Source organism: Mycoplasma sp. 1578d, from assembly GCF_024582695.1.
In the GTDB taxonomy this organism is placed as follows: Bacteria; Bacillota_I; Bacilli_A; order Mycoplasmatales; family Metamycoplasmataceae; genus Mycoplasmopsis.
The window spans coordinates 277479-299415 of record NZ_CP102081.1 but is presented as its reverse complement, the minus strand read 5'-3'; the positions used below and the strand labels follow the sequence as shown (position 1 = coordinate 299415).

14 protein-coding genes are annotated in these 21937 nt (G+C 28.1%); 8 read left to right on the top strand and 6 right to left on the bottom strand.

Features of this window, described 5'->3' with window-relative positions:
- Positions 1 to 2: 2 nt before the first annotated feature.
- The 3 genes from NPA11_RS01480 to mnmG form a co-directional block, all read right to left on the bottom strand.
- Entirely contained in the window at positions 3 to 8363 is an 8361-nt protein-coding gene (locus tag NPA11_RS01480) for a hypothetical protein (protein WP_257043878.1), read from the bottom strand.
- 253 nt (positions 8364 to 8616) lie between these two features.
- Positions 8617 to 9051, bottom strand: a complete 435-nt coding sequence (locus NPA11_RS01475) for a 23S rRNA (pseudouridine(1915)-N(3))-methyltransferase RlmH (RefSeq protein ID WP_257043877.1) — start codon at positions 9049 to 9051, stop codon at positions 8617 to 8619.
- Positions 9051 to 10892, bottom strand: coding sequence for a tRNA uridine-5-carboxymethylaminomethyl(34) synthesis enzyme MnmG (gene mnmG / locus NPA11_RS01470; protein ID WP_257043876.1), 1842 nt, complete (start codon positions 10890 to 10892; stop codon positions 9051 to 9053). The genes NPA11_RS01475 and mnmG overlap by 1 nt, the downstream gene beginning before the upstream one ends.
- Before the next feature lie 97 nt (positions 10893 to 10989).
- Between mnmG and rpmG the strand changes: the two genes are divergently transcribed.
- The 3 genes from rpmG to nusG are packed head-to-tail and all read left to right on the top strand — an operon-like array spanning position 10990 to position 11986.
- Positions 10990 to 11136, top strand: a complete 147-nt coding sequence (rpmG, locus tag NPA11_RS01465; RefSeq protein ID WP_257043875.1) for a 50S ribosomal protein L33 — start codon at positions 10990 to 10992, stop codon at positions 11134 to 11136.
- 3 nt (positions 11137 to 11139) lie between these two features.
- Positions 11140 to 11367, top strand: a complete 228-nt coding sequence (secE, locus tag NPA11_RS01460) for a preprotein translocase subunit SecE (protein ID WP_257043874.1) — start codon at positions 11140 to 11142, stop codon at positions 11365 to 11367.
- 10 nt (positions 11368 to 11377) lie between these two features.
- On the top strand, positions 11378 to 11986 hold the full coding sequence (gene nusG, locus NPA11_RS01455; RefSeq protein WP_257043873.1) for a transcription termination/antitermination protein NusG: 609 nt from the start codon (positions 11378 to 11380) through the stop codon (positions 11984 to 11986).
- A 31-nt stretch (positions 11987 to 12017) separates the two neighbouring features.
- On the opposite strand, the gene NPA11_RS01450 is transcribed toward nusG, so the two are convergent.
- A complete protein-coding gene (locus tag NPA11_RS01450; protein ID WP_257043872.1) occupies positions 12018 to 13610 on the bottom strand; it encodes an MAG5620 family putative phospho-sugar mutase in 1593 nt (530 codons plus the stop codon).
- Between the two features lie 137 nt (positions 13611 to 13747).
- On the opposite strand from NPA11_RS01450, the gene NPA11_RS01445 reads away from it, so the two are divergent.
- The 5 genes from NPA11_RS01445 (at position 13748) to NPA11_RS01425 (ending at position 19544) form a co-directional block, all read left to right on the top strand.
- A complete protein-coding gene (locus NPA11_RS01445) occupies positions 13748 to 15613 on the top strand; it encodes a hypothetical protein (protein WP_257043871.1) in 1866 nt (621 codons plus the stop codon).
- Positions 15614 to 15683: 70 nt separating this feature from the next.
- On the top strand, positions 15684 to 15950 hold the full coding sequence (gene rpsT / locus NPA11_RS01440; RefSeq protein ID WP_257043870.1) for a 30S ribosomal protein S20: 267 nt from the start codon (positions 15684 to 15686) through the stop codon (positions 15948 to 15950).
- Positions 15951 to 16014: 64 nt separating this feature from the next.
- The gene (locus NPA11_RS01435; protein WP_257043869.1) at positions 16015 to 16449 is read left to right on the top strand and encodes a single-stranded DNA-binding protein; all 435 of its coding nucleotides are present in this window, start codon (positions 16015 to 16017) and stop codon (positions 16447 to 16449) included.
- A 10-nt stretch (positions 16450 to 16459) separates the two neighbouring features.
- Positions 16460 to 16750 (top strand): hypothetical protein, encoded by a 291-nt coding sequence (locus NPA11_RS01430; RefSeq protein WP_257043868.1) that lies wholly within the window; start codon positions 16460 to 16462, stop codon positions 16748 to 16750.
- A 112-nt stretch (positions 16751 to 16862) separates the two neighbouring features.
- Positions 16863 to 19544, top strand: coding sequence for a PTS transporter subunit IIABC (locus NPA11_RS01425; RefSeq protein WP_257043867.1), 2682 nt, complete (start codon positions 16863 to 16865; stop codon positions 19542 to 19544).
- Between the two features lie 47 nt (positions 19545 to 19591).
- Here NPA11_RS01425 and NPA11_RS01420 read toward each other — a convergent pair whose 3' ends face one another.
- On the bottom strand, positions 19592 to 20449 hold the full coding sequence (locus NPA11_RS01420) for a hypothetical protein (RefSeq protein ID WP_257043866.1): 858 nt from the start codon (positions 20447 to 20449) through the stop codon (positions 19592 to 19594).
- Positions 20450 to 20488: 39 nt separating this feature from the next.
- Positions 20489 to 21844: a phospholipase D-like domain-containing protein gene (locus tag NPA11_RS01415; RefSeq protein WP_257043865.1), complete on the bottom strand. Its 1356-nt coding sequence runs from the start codon at positions 21842 to 21844 to the stop codon at positions 20489 to 20491.
- Between the last annotated feature and the right edge of the window lie 93 nt (positions 21845 to 21937).

The window sequence follows — 21937 nt, the reverse complement described above, 5'->3', positions numbered from 1 at the left end:
AATTAATGTAATTTAAATTTAATGTTAAAGAATCCGTCATCTCCGATGGCGTCATAGAAAGCTTTGGTTCCAGGTCCCCGATCTTTACCGGAAATTTCTTCCTTCATTACAATATTAGGATCAGCACTTCATAGACGTGATCCACCATTACGTGCCACTTCATTCAACGAACTAAACGATAATCCATCAAGGTCTCTATATTTAATTTGTTTCATTATGTGAGTAAATAAACCATCATCGCTTGCGGTCGATTGGTTTGATCATCCTTTTGAACTTCTTTTAAAGAAAAAGACGCGTCTTAAAACTTCTGAATTTCCAAGTGTTATATTTTGTGGTTTATTAGTAAAATTCTTTTCAAAACGAATTAGAGGTTGTCAACAAATTACCATCAACACCCTTTCGCCGCCATCTTTATTCATTGGTATTCCAATGATAAAAGGTAAGAATAATAAGTTTTTGTCTTTATCGTTACTTTCGTTGTATTTGTATTGATATTTCTCTTCTCATTTGTATGTTGATCTATCTTTTCAACCGATAATACCATTCACATAATTATCGGTATTTTGATGTTTAAGACCTGTGTCTGACACAAAGTTAGGATTTAATGTTTTTCAGTATATTTTGTTGCCATATTGACTGAAAGTTTGATATGGTTTAGTTAGTTTAACCTTAATCCTAAATTCAGGTGAAGAGTTTGAAGTTGCAGACTTTGGAGCATTGATGTCTTCATCTATTTTTTCAGTATAAAATTCTGTATTATCATTAATCGCTTTAACTAAAGAATATTTGTTAAAAGCACTGAATAAACGAGATGGGGCTTGAAGATTATTCCATCCAGCTTCTTCAGCGGTAAATAGAGGTTTTTGTAAACTCTCTGAATCTTTAATATTTTCTTTTGTAATCATAAAAGTATCTAATGTCTTAAATGATATTCCAACATTTTCAAACTTAATTCCAAAACTATTAACACTTGCGAAGGCACTATTTTCTTCAGTAAGCGAACTTGGTTTTTCATATTTAAAATAAAGATTAATAAATCCTTTTTTAATTCTTGGCTCAGCAGTGAAACGGGGATTGACATATTTTGCATCAGTTTCGTTAGCTGATTTATAAATAAAAACTTTTATATTTTCAGTATTAAATATTGAATCAGACTCTTTAAGGATGTTAAATTTTTCAAACAAGTTACCTAATTTAGCTGATTCATTATTTTTGAAGTGCGAAGTTATATTCTTAGCTTTATAATTAGTTCCGTTAATATTGATTGTCTCTTCAACAATACTTGAATCTTCAAGTGCATCTCTGAATTTTTCTAATGTAGTACTTTCTTTAGCAACAATTTTTTCAAAGTTAGCTTTATCATCTTCTTTTTGAGTTAGAAAATCAAAGAATAAATTAGTATTTTTTGACTCTTTAGTTCATTCAAATAATTTATGAGCCAAATTAAATCCATTAGTAATTGAGTTATAAATCTCTACATCACTAGCACTATCTTTTGAAAGATCATTTAATTCATTTACACTTTTTAGCGATGGCTTGGCTACTTTGTTATATTCTTTTTTTACAGCATTAAATTTATCTGTTTCAGTTTCGTGACTTGATTTTGTTTGTTCTGAAGATGTGATGTATTTTAAGATATTATCGATATTTGCTCGGCCTTCAAAATCTTTGGTTCCTTTGATGAATTTAGTTAACACTTTTTGTAAAGTATCTTGGTTTGACTTTGAATTTTCAAAGACTAAATCAACCAATTTTTGTTTTGCTTTTGCTAAAGCAAGGACAATATTCTTGTATGCATTAAAGTATGTATTTCTTTGATTAGTAATATCTTCTGGTGTTGAATTAATGAACGAAACATTATCTTCGCTTGTTTCATTTTTTATACTATTTTGATTTTTTTCTGTTACCGAATTAACTTCAGAAAGAAACGAATCGATTTTAGATTTTAATTCCGCAGTTTCAGAATTTGTTTCTTTAAGAAACTTGCGAATGTTAATAGAATTCGAATCTTCAGTTAATTGATCCTTAACCCTATTCAAGTTACTTCACTTAATTAAAATTGAAGGAATCGATTTAATTGAAATAAAATTAGAATAATAATTAGCAAATTCATTTGCTACACTAGCAAGTGTGTGAATTGGTTCGTCTTGATTAAATGTTTTGAGCCAAGCTTTAATTTCATCATCACTTTGATTGATTTTTCAAGCATAATCCTGAGCATTTGTATGAAAATTATCTAATAAATAACTTGGATTAGCAGCATTTGAAAATTGATTTAATTCACTTTGACTAATTCCGCTTACTTCAAGAATAAACTTTTTATCTACTTGCTTGTTTGACGAATCATTTAAGAAAGTATAAAATTGGTTAAATTTTTCCTTATATGAATTGTAACGATTTGCTTCTCATTTAAAAATTGCTAATAATTGATCAGTGTATTTGTCTTGAGCTTTAACTAAATTCTCATTAAATGACTCTAATCTTTGTGGATTAGAAATATCTATGCTTTTAATTAAATCTAATCCAATGTTTTGAAAATCCTTTAACATTACAGAATCCTTGGTATTAGCAAAATTATTGGCAATAAATTCCCTTAATTTTAAATTCTTTTGATAAGCTGTTCTGGCTTTAGATTCTTGAGCATGAAAGATTAAATCTAACGTACCATTGTTGGTATTATAAACCTCACTTGATGCTCTTAATTTTTCTGCTTCATCATGGTTTTGATCATGTAAAACTTTTAAAGCTTGATCAATCTTGCTTTCCAGATTTGTATATAAGGTTTGAATATTTAAAGGCTCATAATCAGGGTTTGAAGCAATCTTATTTTTATATGATTGTAAATATTGATCAGCTTTATAAATATTAGCTTGGAGGATTTTTGAATTAATCAAAGCAATAGCATATGAATGATTCGAAATCCCATTAACGTATTTTTCTAATAATAATTCATAACTTTCTTTAGTTTCAAGATTTGGATTTTCTTTCAAATCTTGAAAGGCTTGATTGAGTATCTTTTTAAGTGGAATTTTAGCTTGCTCACTTAGAAAATCTTGGTCACCTGGATTTGAATTAAATGCATCCAATTGAGAAATCTTTTCAGCTACTGATTGAGCTAAATCTACACGAGTAATATATGTATCTAAAAGTAAAATATTATTCTCGATTTCTTTGTTGTTTTTATTGTTAAAGTAATATGTTTGACCTTTAGCGATTTGCTCATTAAGTTTGCTTAATGAATCTTGAACATTTTCGTCATTTGAAAAATTATTCATGTCTTGAATCTTTGCTTTTGCTTGATTAATAAGATTGCCAATTTCCATATATTGATCAAAGAAAAGATCAAACTCGGCAACATTTGAATTAATATTAATTAACTCATTCACACTTTTGGCATTTGCCATTAATTGTGCTTGAGAGTGGTAAAAGTCATCTAATTTTGCCTTTAATTCTAAATATTGTGAATTAATTTGATTATTTTCACTAATTTTTGCAATTTGTTTAAATTTCAATCCTTGATTATTGTTTTTATAAATTAAATTAAATGCATCTTTACGAGCTATATATAAACGGTATGTGTTTTTAGTTTCATTAATTAAAGTTGGATAAAGGACTGTATCAATATCAGTGGAATTATCTTGTTCTCTCGGAACACTCTTAATAATTGCTTGACTAAGATCTTGACTATCTTGAGCAAATCCATAATTAAAGGTTTGCGAATCTTTATATGCATAATTAGAGTATGTATGATCAGACGAGACCTTGCTGTAAATGTTGATTTTATCAATTTGAAGAGTCATTAATTTGTTTAATGAAGCAAGAGAATTTTCAACATTTAAAAGTTTATCTTGACTAATTGGTTCAGTATTTAAGTTAGTAATTAAATGCTCATAATATGCTTGAAGCTTAGTTTTAGCATCAGGAATCTTGTCATATTCACTGGAAATACTATTTTTTGCATTTTTAACTTGTTGATATACTTGGTCAAATTTATTGAATAGATTTATTTTGCCTTCAAGTTCTTTTTCTTTTGAACTTATTTGTGAAGGCATTAATGCTAAGTAATTATTTGAATAATTATTATAAAAACTTGAAATTAAATCAATGATTAATTTCTTTCCAGCTTGATCAGAAGAAATACTATTATTATTTGCGTTAACCAATTTTTTGGCTTGATCTGTAACTATTGCAAGTTTTTTGAGATCTTCATCTTTTAATCAAATATTTAATAATTCTTGATCAATATTGCTTAATTCATTTTTAGAATTAATTTGCTTGCTTTTACTTACAAGTTCATGTAATTTTGTATTAATTTGATTTTTTAGATTTGAATCAATTTTTGAGTTTAATAAATCAAGTTGTTTATTTATTGAATCTTTATATTGGTTGATTTTTAGTTCTTGACTTAAACGAACTTGATCAATTGAAACATTATCAAAATAAAAATCTCTCAACTCGTTTCTCAATGCAATAATACTCTGTGGACTTTGATTATAAAAATCGCTTGAATAATATGTTTTTTCTTTAAGTTTAAATAACAAAGCATTTTTAAATTTTTGTGAATTAGTGTTTAAATAATCAAAAATAACTTTTAATTCAATAATTAGTGCATTTAAAGCTAATATTTTTTGAGAATCTTGATTAATTTTTGCCAATTCTCATCTTTGTTGATATTGCTCAACTTTATTTTTAATAGCATTATTCCAATTAGTTATTAAATCTTTCCAAGCATTAGAATAATTGTTTTTAACATCATCTGAATAAGAGTTAAATTGTGCAAGTTGAATATTTAACTCATTTGAGGAATTAATAAAATGATCTTTGGAATATGCAAGTTCAAGTTGATTAAGCTTATCTTGTAATTGTTGAGTTGAAGTGATATTTTTCCCGTTTTGATCACGATTGTTTTTTAGGGTTTCAAACTGAGCAAAAATTTCATTTGTATATTTAGGATTGTTTAACCCATTAACTTTTTCAAGTTGATTATATTTTGATTTTAAACTTTCTTTTAGTGACTCAACATCGTCTCATTGTTTTTGAATTGTTTGTTTATTTGCCGTTTCTCTTTTGATATAAAAATCAATTTCATCACGTAACATCAATAAGTTTGCATTGGTTGCATAAAATTTTGATATTTTCTCTTTGTAATCATCAATTTGATCGTCAAAAATTTGAATTGCACTGTCAAAAATAACGTGATTGCGTTCACTGAGTAAATAAACTTTTTCTAATGATTTAAGCTTGTTTTCTGCTTCGAGGCGTTCAGGAACTTTTGCTAATTCATTAGTTAAAATTTGATTTTTCAATTCAATCACTTGAGCAGAATCGCCAAAATTAATCAAACTATTAATTGGTTCGTTTAATTCCCCAGAAATTGGTTTATTAATTATTGAATTAACTAAACTAGCATAGGTAATTGGATTTTCACTTTGATTAATACTTTCTAATTTATCAGCACTTGCTTTGAGTGCTTGGGCTAAGGGCAAATAATTTTTTAGAATGTTTGTTAATTCATCTACTTGATCTTTAGTTTTATCATAGTTGTTAATTAAGCTATTAGTTTGAAATTCAATTCCCTCGATTGAAGCATTTATTTGTTTGTAAGGGCTTGCGTTTTGTAATTGAGAATTGCTAATTTTGTTTAGCTGAATTTCTTGATTTATTTTCTTTAAAAACGCAATTGAAATATTCAATGATAATTTTTGGTATTCATCATTTACTTCTTTTAATTTAGTTTGGATTTGTGTTTTATCAAATTTAGAATCAGATAAATTGGCTATATATGTTTCTAAACTATTGTCTAGTGTCTTTGCTTTTTCAAATTCTGCTTGGGGTTTAAATGAAGAATAGTCTTTATCTTGATTATTGGCTACTAACTCTTTTAATCGATTGTGTTTTAACTCTAAATTTTTTGCAGAATTTAATGATTGCATTAAGGTTTTAACTTTCTCAATAAGATCATTTCTTTTTTCGTTAGTTAAGTTAAATTTAGATAATTCTTGCTGGTATGAGTTAAGTTTTTCAATCATTTTTAATTGCATACGAGTCGGAGATCCACCTAAAGAATAAGGAAGAAAAACCTTATTAATTTCTTTAAAATTATCTTTTAAGAATTCTCCACTGTAATATTCGACTTGCTTATCTTTGTAATTTGAAATCGCTTGGTTTAATTGAGCAAATAAATCATTTAAATTATCTGCGTTCGTTGTTTGTTTTAAAGCATCAAGTATTCTACTTTTAATTTGTACAAGTTCAAGAGTAAATTCTTTTAAATAATCTTGCTCTAACTTCTTATCTTTTGAAGATGCTAATAATTGATCCGCAATTCATACTTGTTCTTCAATATCTTTGAAAATTTGAGCAGTTTCTTGAATATTTTCAAGTTGATTTAGTATTTTTGCTAACTCTTCTTGTTTTTGGGTTGAAGATAAACTAGGATTTTTAGACACAATTTTAGATTGTTTTTGTAATTCGTCAACTAGATTAACAATCTGATTTCCAAATTGAGAAACAATATTTGAGTTTTCATCAGCAAAAACATTAAAAACTTGTTCTTTGGTTTGAACGTGTTTTAGTAAAACATTGGAAAGTTCCTTGCTAATATTGGTTTTTGCATATTCTTCTCGATACTGTTTGATCAAAATTTGCATTTCTTCTCTCATAGGAATTGTCTTTTTTGAAATAAATCCAAGAGCTTGAGAATTTAGAAAATTAAGTTTATTTTTAATTTTAGAATCAATATCATTATTATCCTGAAGAATCGAAAGCGAAAAATCATATCAATTCTTTAATTCAACACGATTGATTTTTCTGAATTTGTTAATTTGGGTTCTTAAACTATTATTTAACTGCTTGACTGAAGGATTTGAATTAAGTAAATTTGAAATATTCAAAGACATTTGAGAAAGAATTTTCTTATCTACATTAAGTCCTTTATCAAGACATTCTAAAACTTGATCGTTTAATTTATTAATCGAGTTTTTAAATAACGAAGTTAAAATAACATTATCATTAATGTCATTGTAAAGTTTGTTAAGTTTAATTAAATATTCATCTATATTCTTAAGGTCTGAATCAAAAATATCCTTTAATTTTAAATTAAAGGCTTGAGCCGTTGCTTGATCGAGACTTTTGATACTCAAATTTTGATTAATTTTATTTTGAATAGTTTTATTTAAATTTTCAATGTTTTTCGCTGCTCTAATTAAATTAATTGTACGAGAAATACTATTTAAAATATCAATATTGCTATTCTTAGGTTCACTTAAAATCTTTTTAGCTTGTAAATTAAGTAATTTTTGTACCTTTTCGTTCGAACAAGATGATTTTAAATTTTCCAAACTTAAGGATAAAGTTTGCTTGAGTCTATTAATATCTGGTGAAGCTTTGATTAAAATGTCTAATTGATTATTAACTAAATCATTTAAATAATCAATTTCTAAAATTTTATCAATAGCCAAACTTGGGGCTGGGTTTACAGCAATATTTTTGTAATTATCAATTTGTTGAAGAAAATTATCAATGATTGAACGATCAATATCTAAATCATTTAATTCATTTTCAACTCTAATCACATTTTCTAAGAATTTATTAAGTGATTGATTCTCTTGTTCTTTAATTTGAGAAAGCTTATCGACCATTTGATCATAAACTTTTTCATACTCATTTATTGCATCACGTGAATATGTAGGTTGGGCTAATAAATTTAAAACTTGATCAATAGTTGAAAGAAGAGCACTTTTTTCCTGAGTGCTAAATTTAGTTGAATTATTTTTAATAAGTTCTTCATGACTAGTTCAAATTTTGGTTTCTAATCCAATTAAAAATTCATTTCCCTGAGAAATTAGTGGATCCAGTACTTGAAAAAATGAATTAAGAGTGCTTAATTTGTTACTTTGGAAAGAAATTTGACCAATCACTTTATTTCTTAAAGTTGAAACCGATTCTTGAAAATCTTCGTCTTTAACCAGTGAACAATATTGATCAACTAAATTTCTAACTTTGTCAAGATCAGTTTCTATACTCAAAAGTGTTTTTAGAGTTTCTTTTTTAAGTTTGTTTCTTTGTTCAAGCATTGAGATAATGCTAGCGTCTTGATTTTCTAAAAGCTGATTTGCATAATCAACTTCTGAAGATAGATTTTGAATTTTGTCGTTATTTTGTTTCTTTTGTGAAAGTAATTTTAATGCATTTGAAGTCTTAATTACTTGATTTTTGAGCTCCATAAAATAATAAGTTTGCTTAATCGGAGCTCTGTAAGAGCTGTGTAATGAGGACAATACACCAACAGATACCAAACTAGCACCTGCAGTTACCCCTGTTGTCGCACTTAAGTAAGCGAGTACTTTTTTTGGATTTTTCACAATACACCTCAAAGTTATTTTTATGAGTTTTCGATGATTTTTAGGTAAATTAATAAAAATAGTTTATTAATTTTTATCAATTTAGATACAAGATCAAAAATTTATAAAATCTAACGTTAGAGAATTATTTTCAAAAATAAGAACAATTTAAGAACAAAAAATAAATTTTAACAGAAATTTGAGCTTTTTAAAAAAGAACTTACTTTTTAAGTAAGTTCTGTAATTATTTTAATATTTTTTCTAATAAATTATTTTACTTATGATATTTAATATTGTGTCTAATGGTAAAAGAGCGATAAATTTGTTCAACCAACATGACACGAAATAATTGATGAGGAAAGGTCATTTTAGAAAAACAAATTTTATTTTTAAATTTTTCTTCCTTTACTCCATTGGATCCGCCTATAACAAACGTGATATTATCTGTGTCTAAAAAATAATCTCCGAATTCTTCTGAGCTAACTTGTTCGCCTTGTAAAGAAAGATAAATTACTTGGGAATTCTTGGGTATTTTTTCTAAGATTAATTCTGTTTCCTTTTTAATTTTCTGATTAATATTGTCCAATTTTTGTTCTTTGATTTGAATTAGATTAATCTTAGCAAAAAAGGAAATTTTCTTAACATAATCATTATATAGAGATTGAAATTCTTTACTTAAAGTTCCCACAGCAATAATATTAATTTTCATTATTTCTTACCATAAATTGTTTGAATATGAAACATAAGCATTTGAATATCGGCCGGATTAATCCCGCTAATACGTGAAGCTTGTCCAATAGTTAATGGACGAATTTGCTCAAGCTTTTGACGTGCTTCGCTAGCCAGATTTTGAACTTTTGTATAATCAATATCGCTTGGAATTTTAAAATTATCTAACTTGCTAATTTTATGAGCATGTGATTCTTGTTTTTTAATATATCCATCTAGTCTAACTTTAGTAGTTAATTCAGAAATATATGGAAAATCACCCAAAATTAAACTTGGGTCCACATCAGGGCGAGCAATTACTTTAAGTAAAGAAACTCCATTTAAAATTCCATATTTTGTTGCTACTGGATCTTTAGATGAAATAAATTCTTTGCTCAATTGTTGAATTTTCTGATCAATCAAATTGTATTTATCCACAATTTTCTTATATGTTTCATCAGAAATTAACCCAACTTCATTTCCGTGTTTAGCTAATCTTAAATCAGGATTATCATTTCTAAGTAATAAACGATATTCAGCACGAGATGTGAGCATACGATATGGTTCTTTAGTGCCTTTTGTCACTAAATCATCAATTAAAACCCCAATATATGCTTCAGAACGAGATAAAATTAATTGGCCTTTATTTTCAAGACTTAAAGCTGCATTAATTCCAGCGATAAGTCCTTGGCAAGCTGCTTCTTCATATCCACTAGTTCCATTAATTTGTCCCGCAGTATATAGACCTTTAATAACTTTAGTTTCAAGTGAAGGTAAAAGTTGAAGTGGATTAATTGCATCATATTCAATGGCGTATCCTCATTTTTGGATTCGAGCATTTTCTAATCCAGGAACTGAACGAATCATTTGATCTTGAACATCAATTGGAAGAGAAGTGCTAAGTCCATTAACATAAATAATGGTTCCATCAGCAGTTTCTGGCTCAAAGAAAATTTGATGACGTTCTTTGTCTGGAAAGCGCATAATTTTATCTTCAACACTTGGACAATATCTTGGCCCAACTCCCTCAATTAATCCTGAATACATTGCTGAACGATGAATGTTATCACGAATGATTTGATGAGTTTTTTCAGTGGTATAAGTTAAATAACAAGATACTTGTTTATCAAGTTTAACATTTGAACGGTTTGAAAAATGAAGTTGCGAGTCATCAAGTTGTTCTTTTTCGACTTTTGAAAAATCAATTGAATCTGCATATACTCGACACGGAGTTCCGGTTTTAAGTCTTTGAAGTTCAAAACCAAGTTGTTCCATTGATTTACTTAATTTTGGAGTTGTTTTTAAATTATCTGGACCAGAAATTTTTATCTCTTCTCCACGTAATATACGTGAATTCATATAAGTTCCAGTGGTAACAATTCCTTTTAGTCCTTTGATATTGCCTTGATTTTCAAGTTTAATTCCAATAAATTCTTTATCCTCGTTAACTAATATTTCAATTGCAGTATCTTCAATAATATCTAAATTTGCATGTGCTTCAGCGGCTTGTAAGATTAAGCTAGAATATTTATCTTTATCAATTTGAGCACGAATGGCACGTACAGCTGGTCCTTTGGATTCATTGAGCATTTTGATTTGAATCATGGCTAAATCGCTAAAATAACCTTGCACTCCACCTAATGCGTCAATTTCACGAGTGATAATTCCTTTGGCTGGTCCACCGATTGAAGGATTGCAAGGCATCATAGCAATTCGAGTTTTATCAAAAATAATGAGTGCAGTTTTATGACCCTTATTTGCAGAGGCAAAGGCCGCTTCAACTCCAGCGTGCCCTCCACCAACAACAATAATTTCGTATTCTTTTTCTTTGTCAAATGTCATATTATTTCTATTTTAACAAAAAACAGTCTTAATGAGGCTTAAATAACTCCAATATTTCAAACTAATTTTTAGCTTGTTTATTGTATAATAAAATGACATGAAGAATAAGGTAGCAATCGCTTGTGAAATTTGTCGCAGAAAAAACTATATTACCACAAAAAGCAATGGAAATGATAAACGGGTTATATTAAAAAAATTCTGTCCCCCATGCAAAGAACACACATTCCACAAAGAAGAGGTATAAACAATGAATAAACTTTTTACTGATGAAGAAATTGAAATTAAACCACCTAAACATAAAAGATATTTTTTCCGAAAAATTGTCAAAGAAATCAAGCGAGTTAAATGACCTTCTAATAAAACTAATGTTTCTTCATTTATTAAAATATTGATTTTTACCTTAATTATTATGGCTTTTGTGTTTCTAGTGTCGTTTGTCTTTACACAAATTTGGGCATCAAATAATTTAATCTAAAGGAGTTAGCATGCAAAAATTTAACTGATATATGATTTCAACCATCACCGGAAAAGAGGATGTGGTTGTTGAAGCATTAAAAAACAGAATTATTGCTGAAGAAGTGGCTCATAATTTCGATTCAACTGCTACCCAAGATGGTGCTTTTAAAATTTTTAAAAAACCAACTTTAACCCATAAAGAACTAGAAAAAAAGCTTAATGGTGAAATTTACAAAATCAAATGAGTTAACATGTATCCGGGTTATATTTTCATTAAAATGGACATGACTGATAAAGCATGATACGTAATCAGAAATACTCAATACGTAACTGGATTAGTTGGATCATCTGGAAAAGGAGCTAAACCAACTCCTGTGACTCAAAGAGAAATTAAAAAGTCACTCATTAAAGAAAAAGAAGCTCTTGAACGTTTTGAAACTGATAAAAACTATTTTGCTCTTAAAGAGGGTGATGTCGTGGTTTTTGAAAATACAGCTTACAAAGGAACTGAAGGAACCATCAAAAGTATTAGTGCTGACTCAAATCTTGTTGAAGTAATTGTGGAAACATTTGGACAAAACGTAATTGTTGAAACTAATATTGAAAACGTTCGTCCGTACAATAATAGTGATAATTAAAAAACACTTGCTGGTGTTTTTTTCTTTGCTCTTATAAAATTGCTTTAATCTTTTTAAGAAATTTTCTATTTATTCGCTTAAGTTTGCATTTAGTAAATCATCCAATCGAATTATCCAGATTAAATTCAGTATTAATTTTAAGTAAACTAGTAAGATGATTATAGCTAACAATTCAGCGAACTAATGTTTGTGAATTTCTTTGATTATGGCTTGAAGATATGATTAATAAAAATTGTTCATTTTGAAATTGATAATTAATTTTTTGAATATGTTCAATTTGATATTTTTTATTAATAGCTTGATTGGGTAAAAACAAATTACTTTGAATAAGTTGGACTTGCTCTAAATTAACTTTGATTTTTTTGGTGATGAAAAAATTTTTCGCAAAATGTTCTTTCATTTTGAAGAGTTTGAGATTCAGTAAGTTATTATTTTGTTTATAACGAGCAAAAATTTCAAGTAGCAATAACATCATGGAAATGTTGCTAAATCTAAACTGATTATTATATTCGCATAAATAAGTATCGTTGATAAATCCAAAAATTAAATCTCTATCACTGGTATAAGAACTCGTTTCAAGCGGAACAAAATTAAATGAACGAATTAATTCAATTAAAATTTGTGGACAATCATCGGGCACTAGAATCTTTTTATAAAGTTGTTTTCTTCAATTTAAAACTTCGTTTCTAATAAATAAATATGCAATTTGATATTGATTTAAAAGAATAAATTTATTCTTTTGTTTAATAAAAACCTTTAATTGGTTATTTCTTGAAATTAAAAAGATTCCTTCATAACTTAAAAAGTTGTCAAAGATAAAAAATCTTTTAAAGATTGATCTTGTTGTTGAATTATAATAACTGAATAAATATGAATTACTTGATATTTTGAATTTAATTTTCGAATCTCTTAATAAAGTTTTAATAAACTTAGATTCACTTCGATTTTCGACTAAAACCACACTTTTAAACTGTTCACGTTGAAAAAATGAGCTGATTTGAATTGAAAATTTTTTCGATTGATTCAAAAGCAATAGTTTCTCAAGGTTAATGTAAACTGGAATATCATCAAAACCAAAATTAATAAATTCAACATCATTACAAAAATGATCAATTAATTTTTGTTGCTCTTTAATAGTCAAAACTAAGTTGTTATGATAAATTGAGACATAATCCTTTTGTGCCTGATTGCTATGATGAAAAATTAAAAAGCTCATATCAATATTAGAAAAATTTAATGTATGAATCATATTAGGAGTAATTTCTTGATTATCAAAAACAAAAACATTACATTTTTTAGCTGTAAGATATGAAATTACTCTAGATCTAATATTTTGCTCAATATTTGAATCAAAATATAAAGCAACATTTGCTGATGTTTTTTCAATAAGAAAAAGTTCATAAAACGCTTTAGTTAAATACACAATTGTGTAGTAATTGAGATTGTTATACCCATATAATGAATGGGAAAGAAATTCAATTCCTAAAATACTTGCTTTTGGAGGATTAAAAAATCCTTTCATTTCCACAAGGTTCTTAACATCAGAATTTAAAACAGAAAGTTGTAAATTTTCGTTTTTGTACAATTCTTTTCAGAGTTGAATTTGTTTTAATTCTTTTTCCATAGCTTCAATTATACTCATAAAGATAAAGTATTTTTCGTTTATCTTCAAAATTCGCAGATAAAAAATCTATTTTTTTATATTTTTTCAAATTTGTTTATTAAAATAATACATATAAAAATTCATAGAGATAAGAAATAATGGAAACTTTTAAAATTAATCAGAATTTAAAACGAAAAATTAAACAAATAGCAATTGGTTTAATTTCATTCACATCAATAATTTCTATTTCAATTACAGCAATAGTTTATAAACAAAGACACCCATTTCAACCAGCTTTTTGAAATTATAAATCTTATATCAGTGAGGCTAATATGCAAATTATTGATCAATCTTTCGAATATAAAGAATTTGATGAAGTTTCAGAATTTTCGCGTGCAATTATTAATAATAAAACATATGTCGGAATTGGAAGTGATTTTCAAGTTGCTAGTTTGATTAAGAAAGATTTATTACAAAAAATAGATTTTAATAAGTTGCTAAATTTGGACAAACCAATTCAAAATGAGCAAGAATTAAAAACAATTTTACAAACTATATACACCCCAAGTACCTGACAACATTTGACTTCATATGACGAAGCTCTTAAGTATGATGAAAATAACCAACCATTCCAAACTCCTCGTCATTTGTGAGAATACATGGTTCCTTACTATATTCAAGATGTTGTAATTGGAATTAATCCAACTAAAATTAAAGAAAAAAGCGAGCTTTTTGATACTTCAGAACAAATTGACCAATTATTAGAAAAAAATAGACAAAGATTGCTTCAAAAAGATAAAAAGAATTATTCAAAATATTCATTTTTCAACATTTTTAACACCTTGTTCAATAATGGTTTTGAGCATTTAACCATTACAGATGCAACTAGAAATAATGTGCTTTTTGGTTCATCTTATTGACCTAATTCTAGCAATTTTGAACAAGATAATAAGCAATTATATGGTGAACCAGTCACTCAAGAAAATTATCAAACACTTATTAATAATTTTGCTGATTTAATTAAGAATTCAACTGGATTTAGATTTGAAAATTCGCAACATGTTAGTTTAAATCCAGATGGACTTAAACTATTAACTAATTTAATCTTACCTATTAAAAAAGGTGCAAATACTGATGCTGCTTTAATGTTTAATGGTGATGCTTTAGATGCTTGATATTCAAGTGATAATAGCGAAGATATCCCTGATGGAACAATTCGTATCATTCGGCCAGAAGATAATTTAACTTTAATTGATGGCTTGATTATTTCTAAATCTATTCAAAAAGACCATGCTGACCCAATTTATCAAGTGTTAAGAAAAACTTTTTATCCAAATTTAGAGCAAATAAGCATTCAATATAATCAATTAAAAGTTAATAATTTAGATCAATTTGATCCTAAAATTAAACAACAAGCTTCCATTAATGTAATTTTGCAATACTATAAAGAATACTTGCAAAACATTTTCCAAGATCAAAATAACACAAACACTAAAGAACAAATCATCAATCATTTAGTAGAAATTTATCGACAAACTCTTTATAATGATGATAATTTTTATAACTTTAAAGATCTATATGCTAAATACTTATCCAATGTTAATGACACAGAAAAACAAATGCTAATCAATGTGCTTAATCTTTACAATAATCGAAATGAAATCAAAAATACTTATCAACCAAATGCTCCTTTAAATGAATATTTAGATCCACTTATTTATGCGGTTTCATTCATTAATTTTTCTGAAAAGAGATATCGAGAACAAATTTTAGAGATTAAATATCCTAATTTAGAAAATTTTGATTTTATCAATTACACCCCAAGTAAAGAGGTTGAATTTGAATTAGTAAAACGTAATTATTTTGTTCAAGATGATAACACAATCGATCAAAAGGCAATAGAAATTTTAACTGTTAAGGACAATTGAAAACAGGCTCAAATTCATCATAAAGGACTAAATCCGGTTTCGGATCAATTACGAACTTTTATTGATGATTATTACTATAAAAAAGTTAAAAATTAATCCCTTAAGGGATTATTTTATTGTATAATTTAATTGATTTTTCAACATTTTAGAAAAAGGGAGGATTTAAATGGCAAACATTAAATCTAAGATTAAAAGCATTGCAAAAATGGAAGCAGCTAGAGTTAAAAACTCAGCTATGAAATCAAGAGTTAAAACTGCTATTCGTAAAGCACGTGAAGCTGTTTTAGCTAATGAGCCAAAAGCTAATGAATTAGTTGCTAAAGCTCACTCTGTAATTGCAAAAGCTGTATCTAAAGGTGTTTTTCACGCTAACAAAGGTGCGAGAAAACATTCACGTTTAGATGAATTTGTTAACAAAACAAAACAACAATAATGTACTTAGGTACATTTTTTATTGCGATTTTTGAGCTTAAAAATTTGATATAATAAATAGCACTATGAACAAAGTAATGCTTTTAGGTCGGATTAGTTCTGCTATTTTTTACGGCAAAACTATGAATCGAGTTGATCACGCTCGCTTTTGAATTGCTGTATCAAATAAAGGACAGTCAAGCGATTTTGTCCCAATCATTTGTTGAAATCAAACTGCATCTTTTGTTCGTGATTATTTAACTAAAGGTTCTTTAATATATATTGAAGGAGAAATAATTCCAGTTAAATATTTTGCCGAATACAAACAAAATATTAATAGTGCTTTTGTAATCCAAGTTCAAAATCTCAAAGCTTTTTCATTTAAAGATCAAAATTCAATACGACCAATCTTTTTAAATGTTGATGTTGTCGATCCGCAATTGCACGACTTTTTTGACCTTCATTTGCAAAATAATCAAGCTGATAGCCAACCTTTTATTATTCCAAATGGCAAAAATTAGAAAGGAAAATATGGATTTAGTTGTTTATATTGTTTTTGGAGTTTTGTTTTTTCTTTTGGGAATTTTATTTATTTTTTATTACAAAATTTCTTCGCTCAGAGCTTTAAGAGCTTTTAAAGAAAAACAATTAAAACAATTCAGAGAAAACCATCCTGACAAAAAGCATTTTCGCTACGAGAATACTGGTTTATATATTCCTTCTTGAGACCGTTTAAAATTTAATTCACCTATTTTCTTTTCAATTACTTCGTTTATTATTAGCGTCTCGCTTTTTATAAAAATCATTACAAATTACTCGTAAAAGTGGAAATTATTCCATTTTTTTTTTTTTTTTGCAAAAGAAGGTGCAAATATGGCCAATTTTAGCAATTATTAAATATAATTAGAATTGAAATTAAAATAGAAAGGAAAAAATGACTAATTCACTTAGTAATTTCTTTGATAAGTTCAAGTCGATCTTTTCAAAGAAAAAAGAAAACAAGAATTTAGACAATAGTGGAAATAGTAATTTAAGAAAAACACTTGGTAAAATTTCTGGTGCATTCATGTTACCTATTTCCATTATGGCTATTTCTGGTCTTTGGCTCGGTGTTGGGGCTGCTATAGCAGGTAATGCCGGTGATTACGAAGGTTGGAAAAAATTTGGATTATTTATTCAAAATTTAGGTGATCCAATTTTTTCATTATTACCATTATTATTCGCCGCTGCTTTTGTTATAGCATTTACTGATGAAGCCGGAGTTGGTGTCTTTGCGACTATTATTGGTTTTGGTGTATTCCTAGCAATTCAGTCTGTTTTCATTACTCCAGTTGACACACCAGTTACACAATTATTCGAAAACAAAGAATATAATGTCTACACATTGCAAATAGCAACTCAAGGTAGCGAATCTAAAACCTTTGAGGTTTTATTCAAAGATGGTTCTGTTTACCCAATTGATTCATTAGGAAAAGTACAAAACACTGCTTTAATGATTGATAAAACTCCTGTTACTGCAACAGTTGCTGAAGGAGGTAAATTAAACTTCTTCTATAAAGGAGTAGAGGTATCTTCTGCCTTAAAAACAAATGAAGGGTTTAAAGTTCTATTTGGTGGAGCTGGAAGAGATCCACAAGCAATTAAAAGTGCTATAGGATCAACAATGGGATTTAGATCGCTACAAACTTCTGTTTTTGGTGGTTTAGCTGTTGGGCTTTTGGTACAAAACCTTTACAATAGATTCCACACCATTTCATTCCATCCAATTTTCTCGTTCTTTGCAGGTAAAAGATTTGTTGCTGTTATCAGCGTTCCAGCCTGTGCCTTGCTTGCTTTTGTCTTCTTAATCTTTTGACCATGAGTTGGTTTTGGATTAAGTGTATTCGGAAACTCGCTTGGAAAAGTACCTTACGGTTTTGAGTCATTAATTTTTGGTGTTATAGAAAGAAGTTTAGTTCCGTTCGGACTTCACCACGCTTTCTATTCACCACTCTGATACTCAGATGCTGGAGGTAATTTAAACTTTAGTCTTAACGAATGACTTAAAGGGCTTGAAACTCAAAGTCCAGGAATTCGTGACATGATTAAAACGGATAAAGCATTCGAAAACTTAAATGCATTAATTACAGCCGTTGCTGCAGAACCAAACAAATTTGTTGGTGATTCAACAATGTCTGTTAACATTATTAAGTTCTCATTTAATAATGTAGTTTATCCAATTTGAGACGGAAAAGGAATTGTTAATAGTGCTCCAACTCCGCTTTTTGACTTTATGTCCAAAGCACTTGGAATTAAAGCAGGAAGATTCTTAGATGGTAAATTCTCGTTTATGATCTTAGGACTTCCAGCTGCTGCAGCTGCAATGATTTTTGCTGCTCCTAAAGAAAATAGAAAAGTAGCTATTAGTGCCGTAGTGCCTAGTGCGGTTACAACTCTTTTAACAGGAGTTACTGAACCAATCGAATTTACATTCTTATTCTTATCACCATTCTTGTTCTGAGGATTCCATGCATTCTTCTGTGGACTTTCATTTATGTTAGCAAATCTACTTAGTGTGCACATTCCTCAAGTATTCTCGGGTGGATTCCTTGACTTGATCATTTATGGAATGGTACCAGTTCAAAAAGGAACTAACTTCTACTGAATTTTTGTAGTTGGATTAGCTTATATCCCAATTTACTTTGGATTCTTCTACTGATGAATCAAACACAAAGATCTTAAAACTCCTGGTAGGGGAGAAACAGTAAAATTATTCACTAAAGCTGATTACCAAAAAAGTAAAGATGCTCAAAAAGGAATGGCTGAAATCGATCCACAAGTTTTAGGAATTGTTGAAGCTTTTGGAGGACTTGATAACATTACAGCGTTTAATAACTGTGCTTCAAGATTGAGATATGACGTTAAAGATTCATCAATTGTTGATGAAGCAAAACTCAAACAATATGGAGCTGTGGCTATTAAACGTGAAGGACAAAAACAAGTCCAAGCTATTTTTGGGCCTGTTGCCGAACAATTAAATATTAAGATTAGAAATTCACGCGATGCAATTGCAAAGCTAAAAATGGAAGAATTAAAAATGATGAGTAAAAAAGCTATGGAAATCCATATGGAAACTCATCCTGAAGCTCAAGAACACCTTCCATTACTTGAAACTCCTGTAACTGTTAACTCAGTGGCTAATGGAAAAGTAATGGACATAACCCAACTTAAAGACGGTGTCTTTTCAGAAAAATTAATGGGTGATGGATACATTGTTAAATTCTCAGATGAGAAAATTGGAAAAGTGTACGCACCAGTTGACGGAAAAATGAACGTTGTCTTTGATACAAAACACGCTTATGGCATTGAAACTGAAGAAGGAGTAAGAATCTTAATCCACATTGGAGTTGATACTGTCAACTTAAAAGGACAAGGATTTGAAAGCTTTGTTAAAGTTGGAGATGTGGTTAAAAAAGGTGATTTACTCGCTCAAGTTGATTTAAAACTTCTTAAAGAAAATAACTTAGACAGTTCAGTTATTGTAGTTGTATTAAACGAAAGCAAACATAAAACAATTGAATTCAAAGAATTAAATAAAGAGGTTTCTACACAAGATTCAATCTTAAATGTTAGATAATTTAATTAAATAAACAAACAAAAACGAACTCAAATGAGTTCGTTTTTCTATTTTTGAATTTCTTCTTTTGTTCCGCCTTCAGCGAAAAATTTTGTATATTCTAAATAAAGTCCATTCCCTGTTTCAGAAGATCTATGTTTTGGATCATCAGGATTAAAAGTGTTTGGTGCGTTTTCTAAATCTGCTTTGATTGTTTCAAAGTTTTTTTTAAAAAACTCAATTGAATTCTGTGAAGCTTTTCTTTCAGGAATAGGAGTTTCGGAATAAGCTATTTCAAAACGATGATCTCCTACTAAATCATAGATAGAATATGTTTTGTTGCTCTTAAATAAAAAGTTTTTAACATAATCGCTAGTCTTTTCAGTATCTTGATGTTCAAAATTAACTGTTATTTTTAATTCAGGATCATAGTTGTGTGATTTGATAAATTTAAAAATTTTAATTAAACTATCAATAAACTTAGTTTGACCTTGTTGTTTATTAGAATGTTCTCTTGTATCAAAAGAAATATCAATAGTAAGATTTTTGTTTTCTATTGTTGAATTTTTTGAAGAACCTGAAGAATTTGTGATCGGATCGCTTTTTAAACCATCTTTTTTAACAGGTTCAGAAACTTCTCCACTCTCAGTTCTAGGTTCTTTTTTTATAGGTTGATTATCTGAAGCTCCTGGATTTTTAGTTTCATCAGGTTTTTGATCTTTAATTGGAGGAGTTTGTTTAGAAGGATTTGGTTTTTCAATATCGGTATTTGGAGTTACTGGTTTGTTTTCAGTTTTTGGTGGATTTTTTTGTGGATCTGGTTGGGGATTTTGCACACTATTTTCTTGTTTTGAACAAGCAACCGACACAAAACCAGCAGTTAATGAGCTCAAAAGCAATAAACTTGATAACAATTTCTTTTTCATTTTGGACCTCTTTAAATTATGCTAATAATTTAAATTATATTAAATTAGTGGTTTTAGTCAATCAAATATAAATTTTTCAAATTTATTATTTTTTGAATTAAATTCTGATGATTGGCTTAAATCTAATGATCGATAATCATAATTATCAAAAATTCTTGAAATTTGTTTCACAGCATCACCACAGAAAATATCCATGTTTTCATATTGTGAATATAAGCTTCGATTGTCCATATTAGTTGAACCACTTCAAGCAATTTGTTCGTCAACAAGTCCCATTTTCGAGTGCATGAAAACATGATTATAAATTTTAATTACTAATCCGTATTCTTCAAGATTTGATAATTCAGAAAGAGAAATTTTATGCACTCACTTATTATCAGGAAGACCGGGAAAATAAATTGTAACTTTAACTCCACTTTTAAGAGCTAAAATAATGGCAGTTTTTAGAGATTCGGAAATAGCAAAATATGGGGTTGCAATTTTAATACTCTTTTTGGCGTTGCTAATTAATTTAATTCAATAATATTCAACCACAGAATAATTTAAATTTGGTGAATCACTTACTTGAATAATGTCATTTTTATAAAGGGAGATATCATTAGTTTCTTGGTATAAACTATCTTGCAAATTCTCAATTTCTTTACCCGAAACAATTTTTCAAAACTTAGCAAAATGAAGGTTGTATTTATTAATAATTGGTCCAGTTAGTTTGTAATTAATATCAACTCAGTGAGCATATTTTTTCGATAATGAAGCATACTCATCAGAAATGTTGTTTCCACCAGTAAATACGCATTCTGAATCAATGATAAATAGTTTTTCGTGGTTTCGCATAAAACTATTTGAATTAACTAATGGATAATAAATCTTGCCCAAAATTTGAAATTCTAGTCCTTTACTTTTGAGTCTTTTAATCCGTCTTTTTGGGAATAAAGTAACTCCAAAATCATCTAAAATTCATTTAATTTTAACTTTTTGTTTGAGTTTTTGGATAATGATTTTTTCTAATTGATCAAATATTTCTGAACTTTTGATAATGTACGAAACAATATAAATACTTTTTTTAGCTTCTCTTAAAGATTGAAAAAGTTTTTCATAAAAATGATATCCCTCATCAAAAAACTCAATATGACCTGGAAGCGAAAAATTATTATCTAACTTTTCAAGATGAAAAAGCTCCTTTGGATAACGGTGTAATGGTTTTATTATTTTATTTTCTTGATAATAACTAATTTGAAACTTAGCTTCTTTATCAATTTTTCGCTCATTTTTATTTTTAAAAATTAATCCAAACACCAAAAACAACAAATGCCCAGCAATTGGGAAAAATAAAACAAAGTAAATTCAACTTAATTTAGCTCCGGTCGGTCTTCTTTGAGTATATATAATAAACACAAGCAATACATTAAGGATATAAACCAATGCAACTCATAAATAAAAATATAAATGATTAACACGGTAGATTAAATATACTAAAACACTGATAAA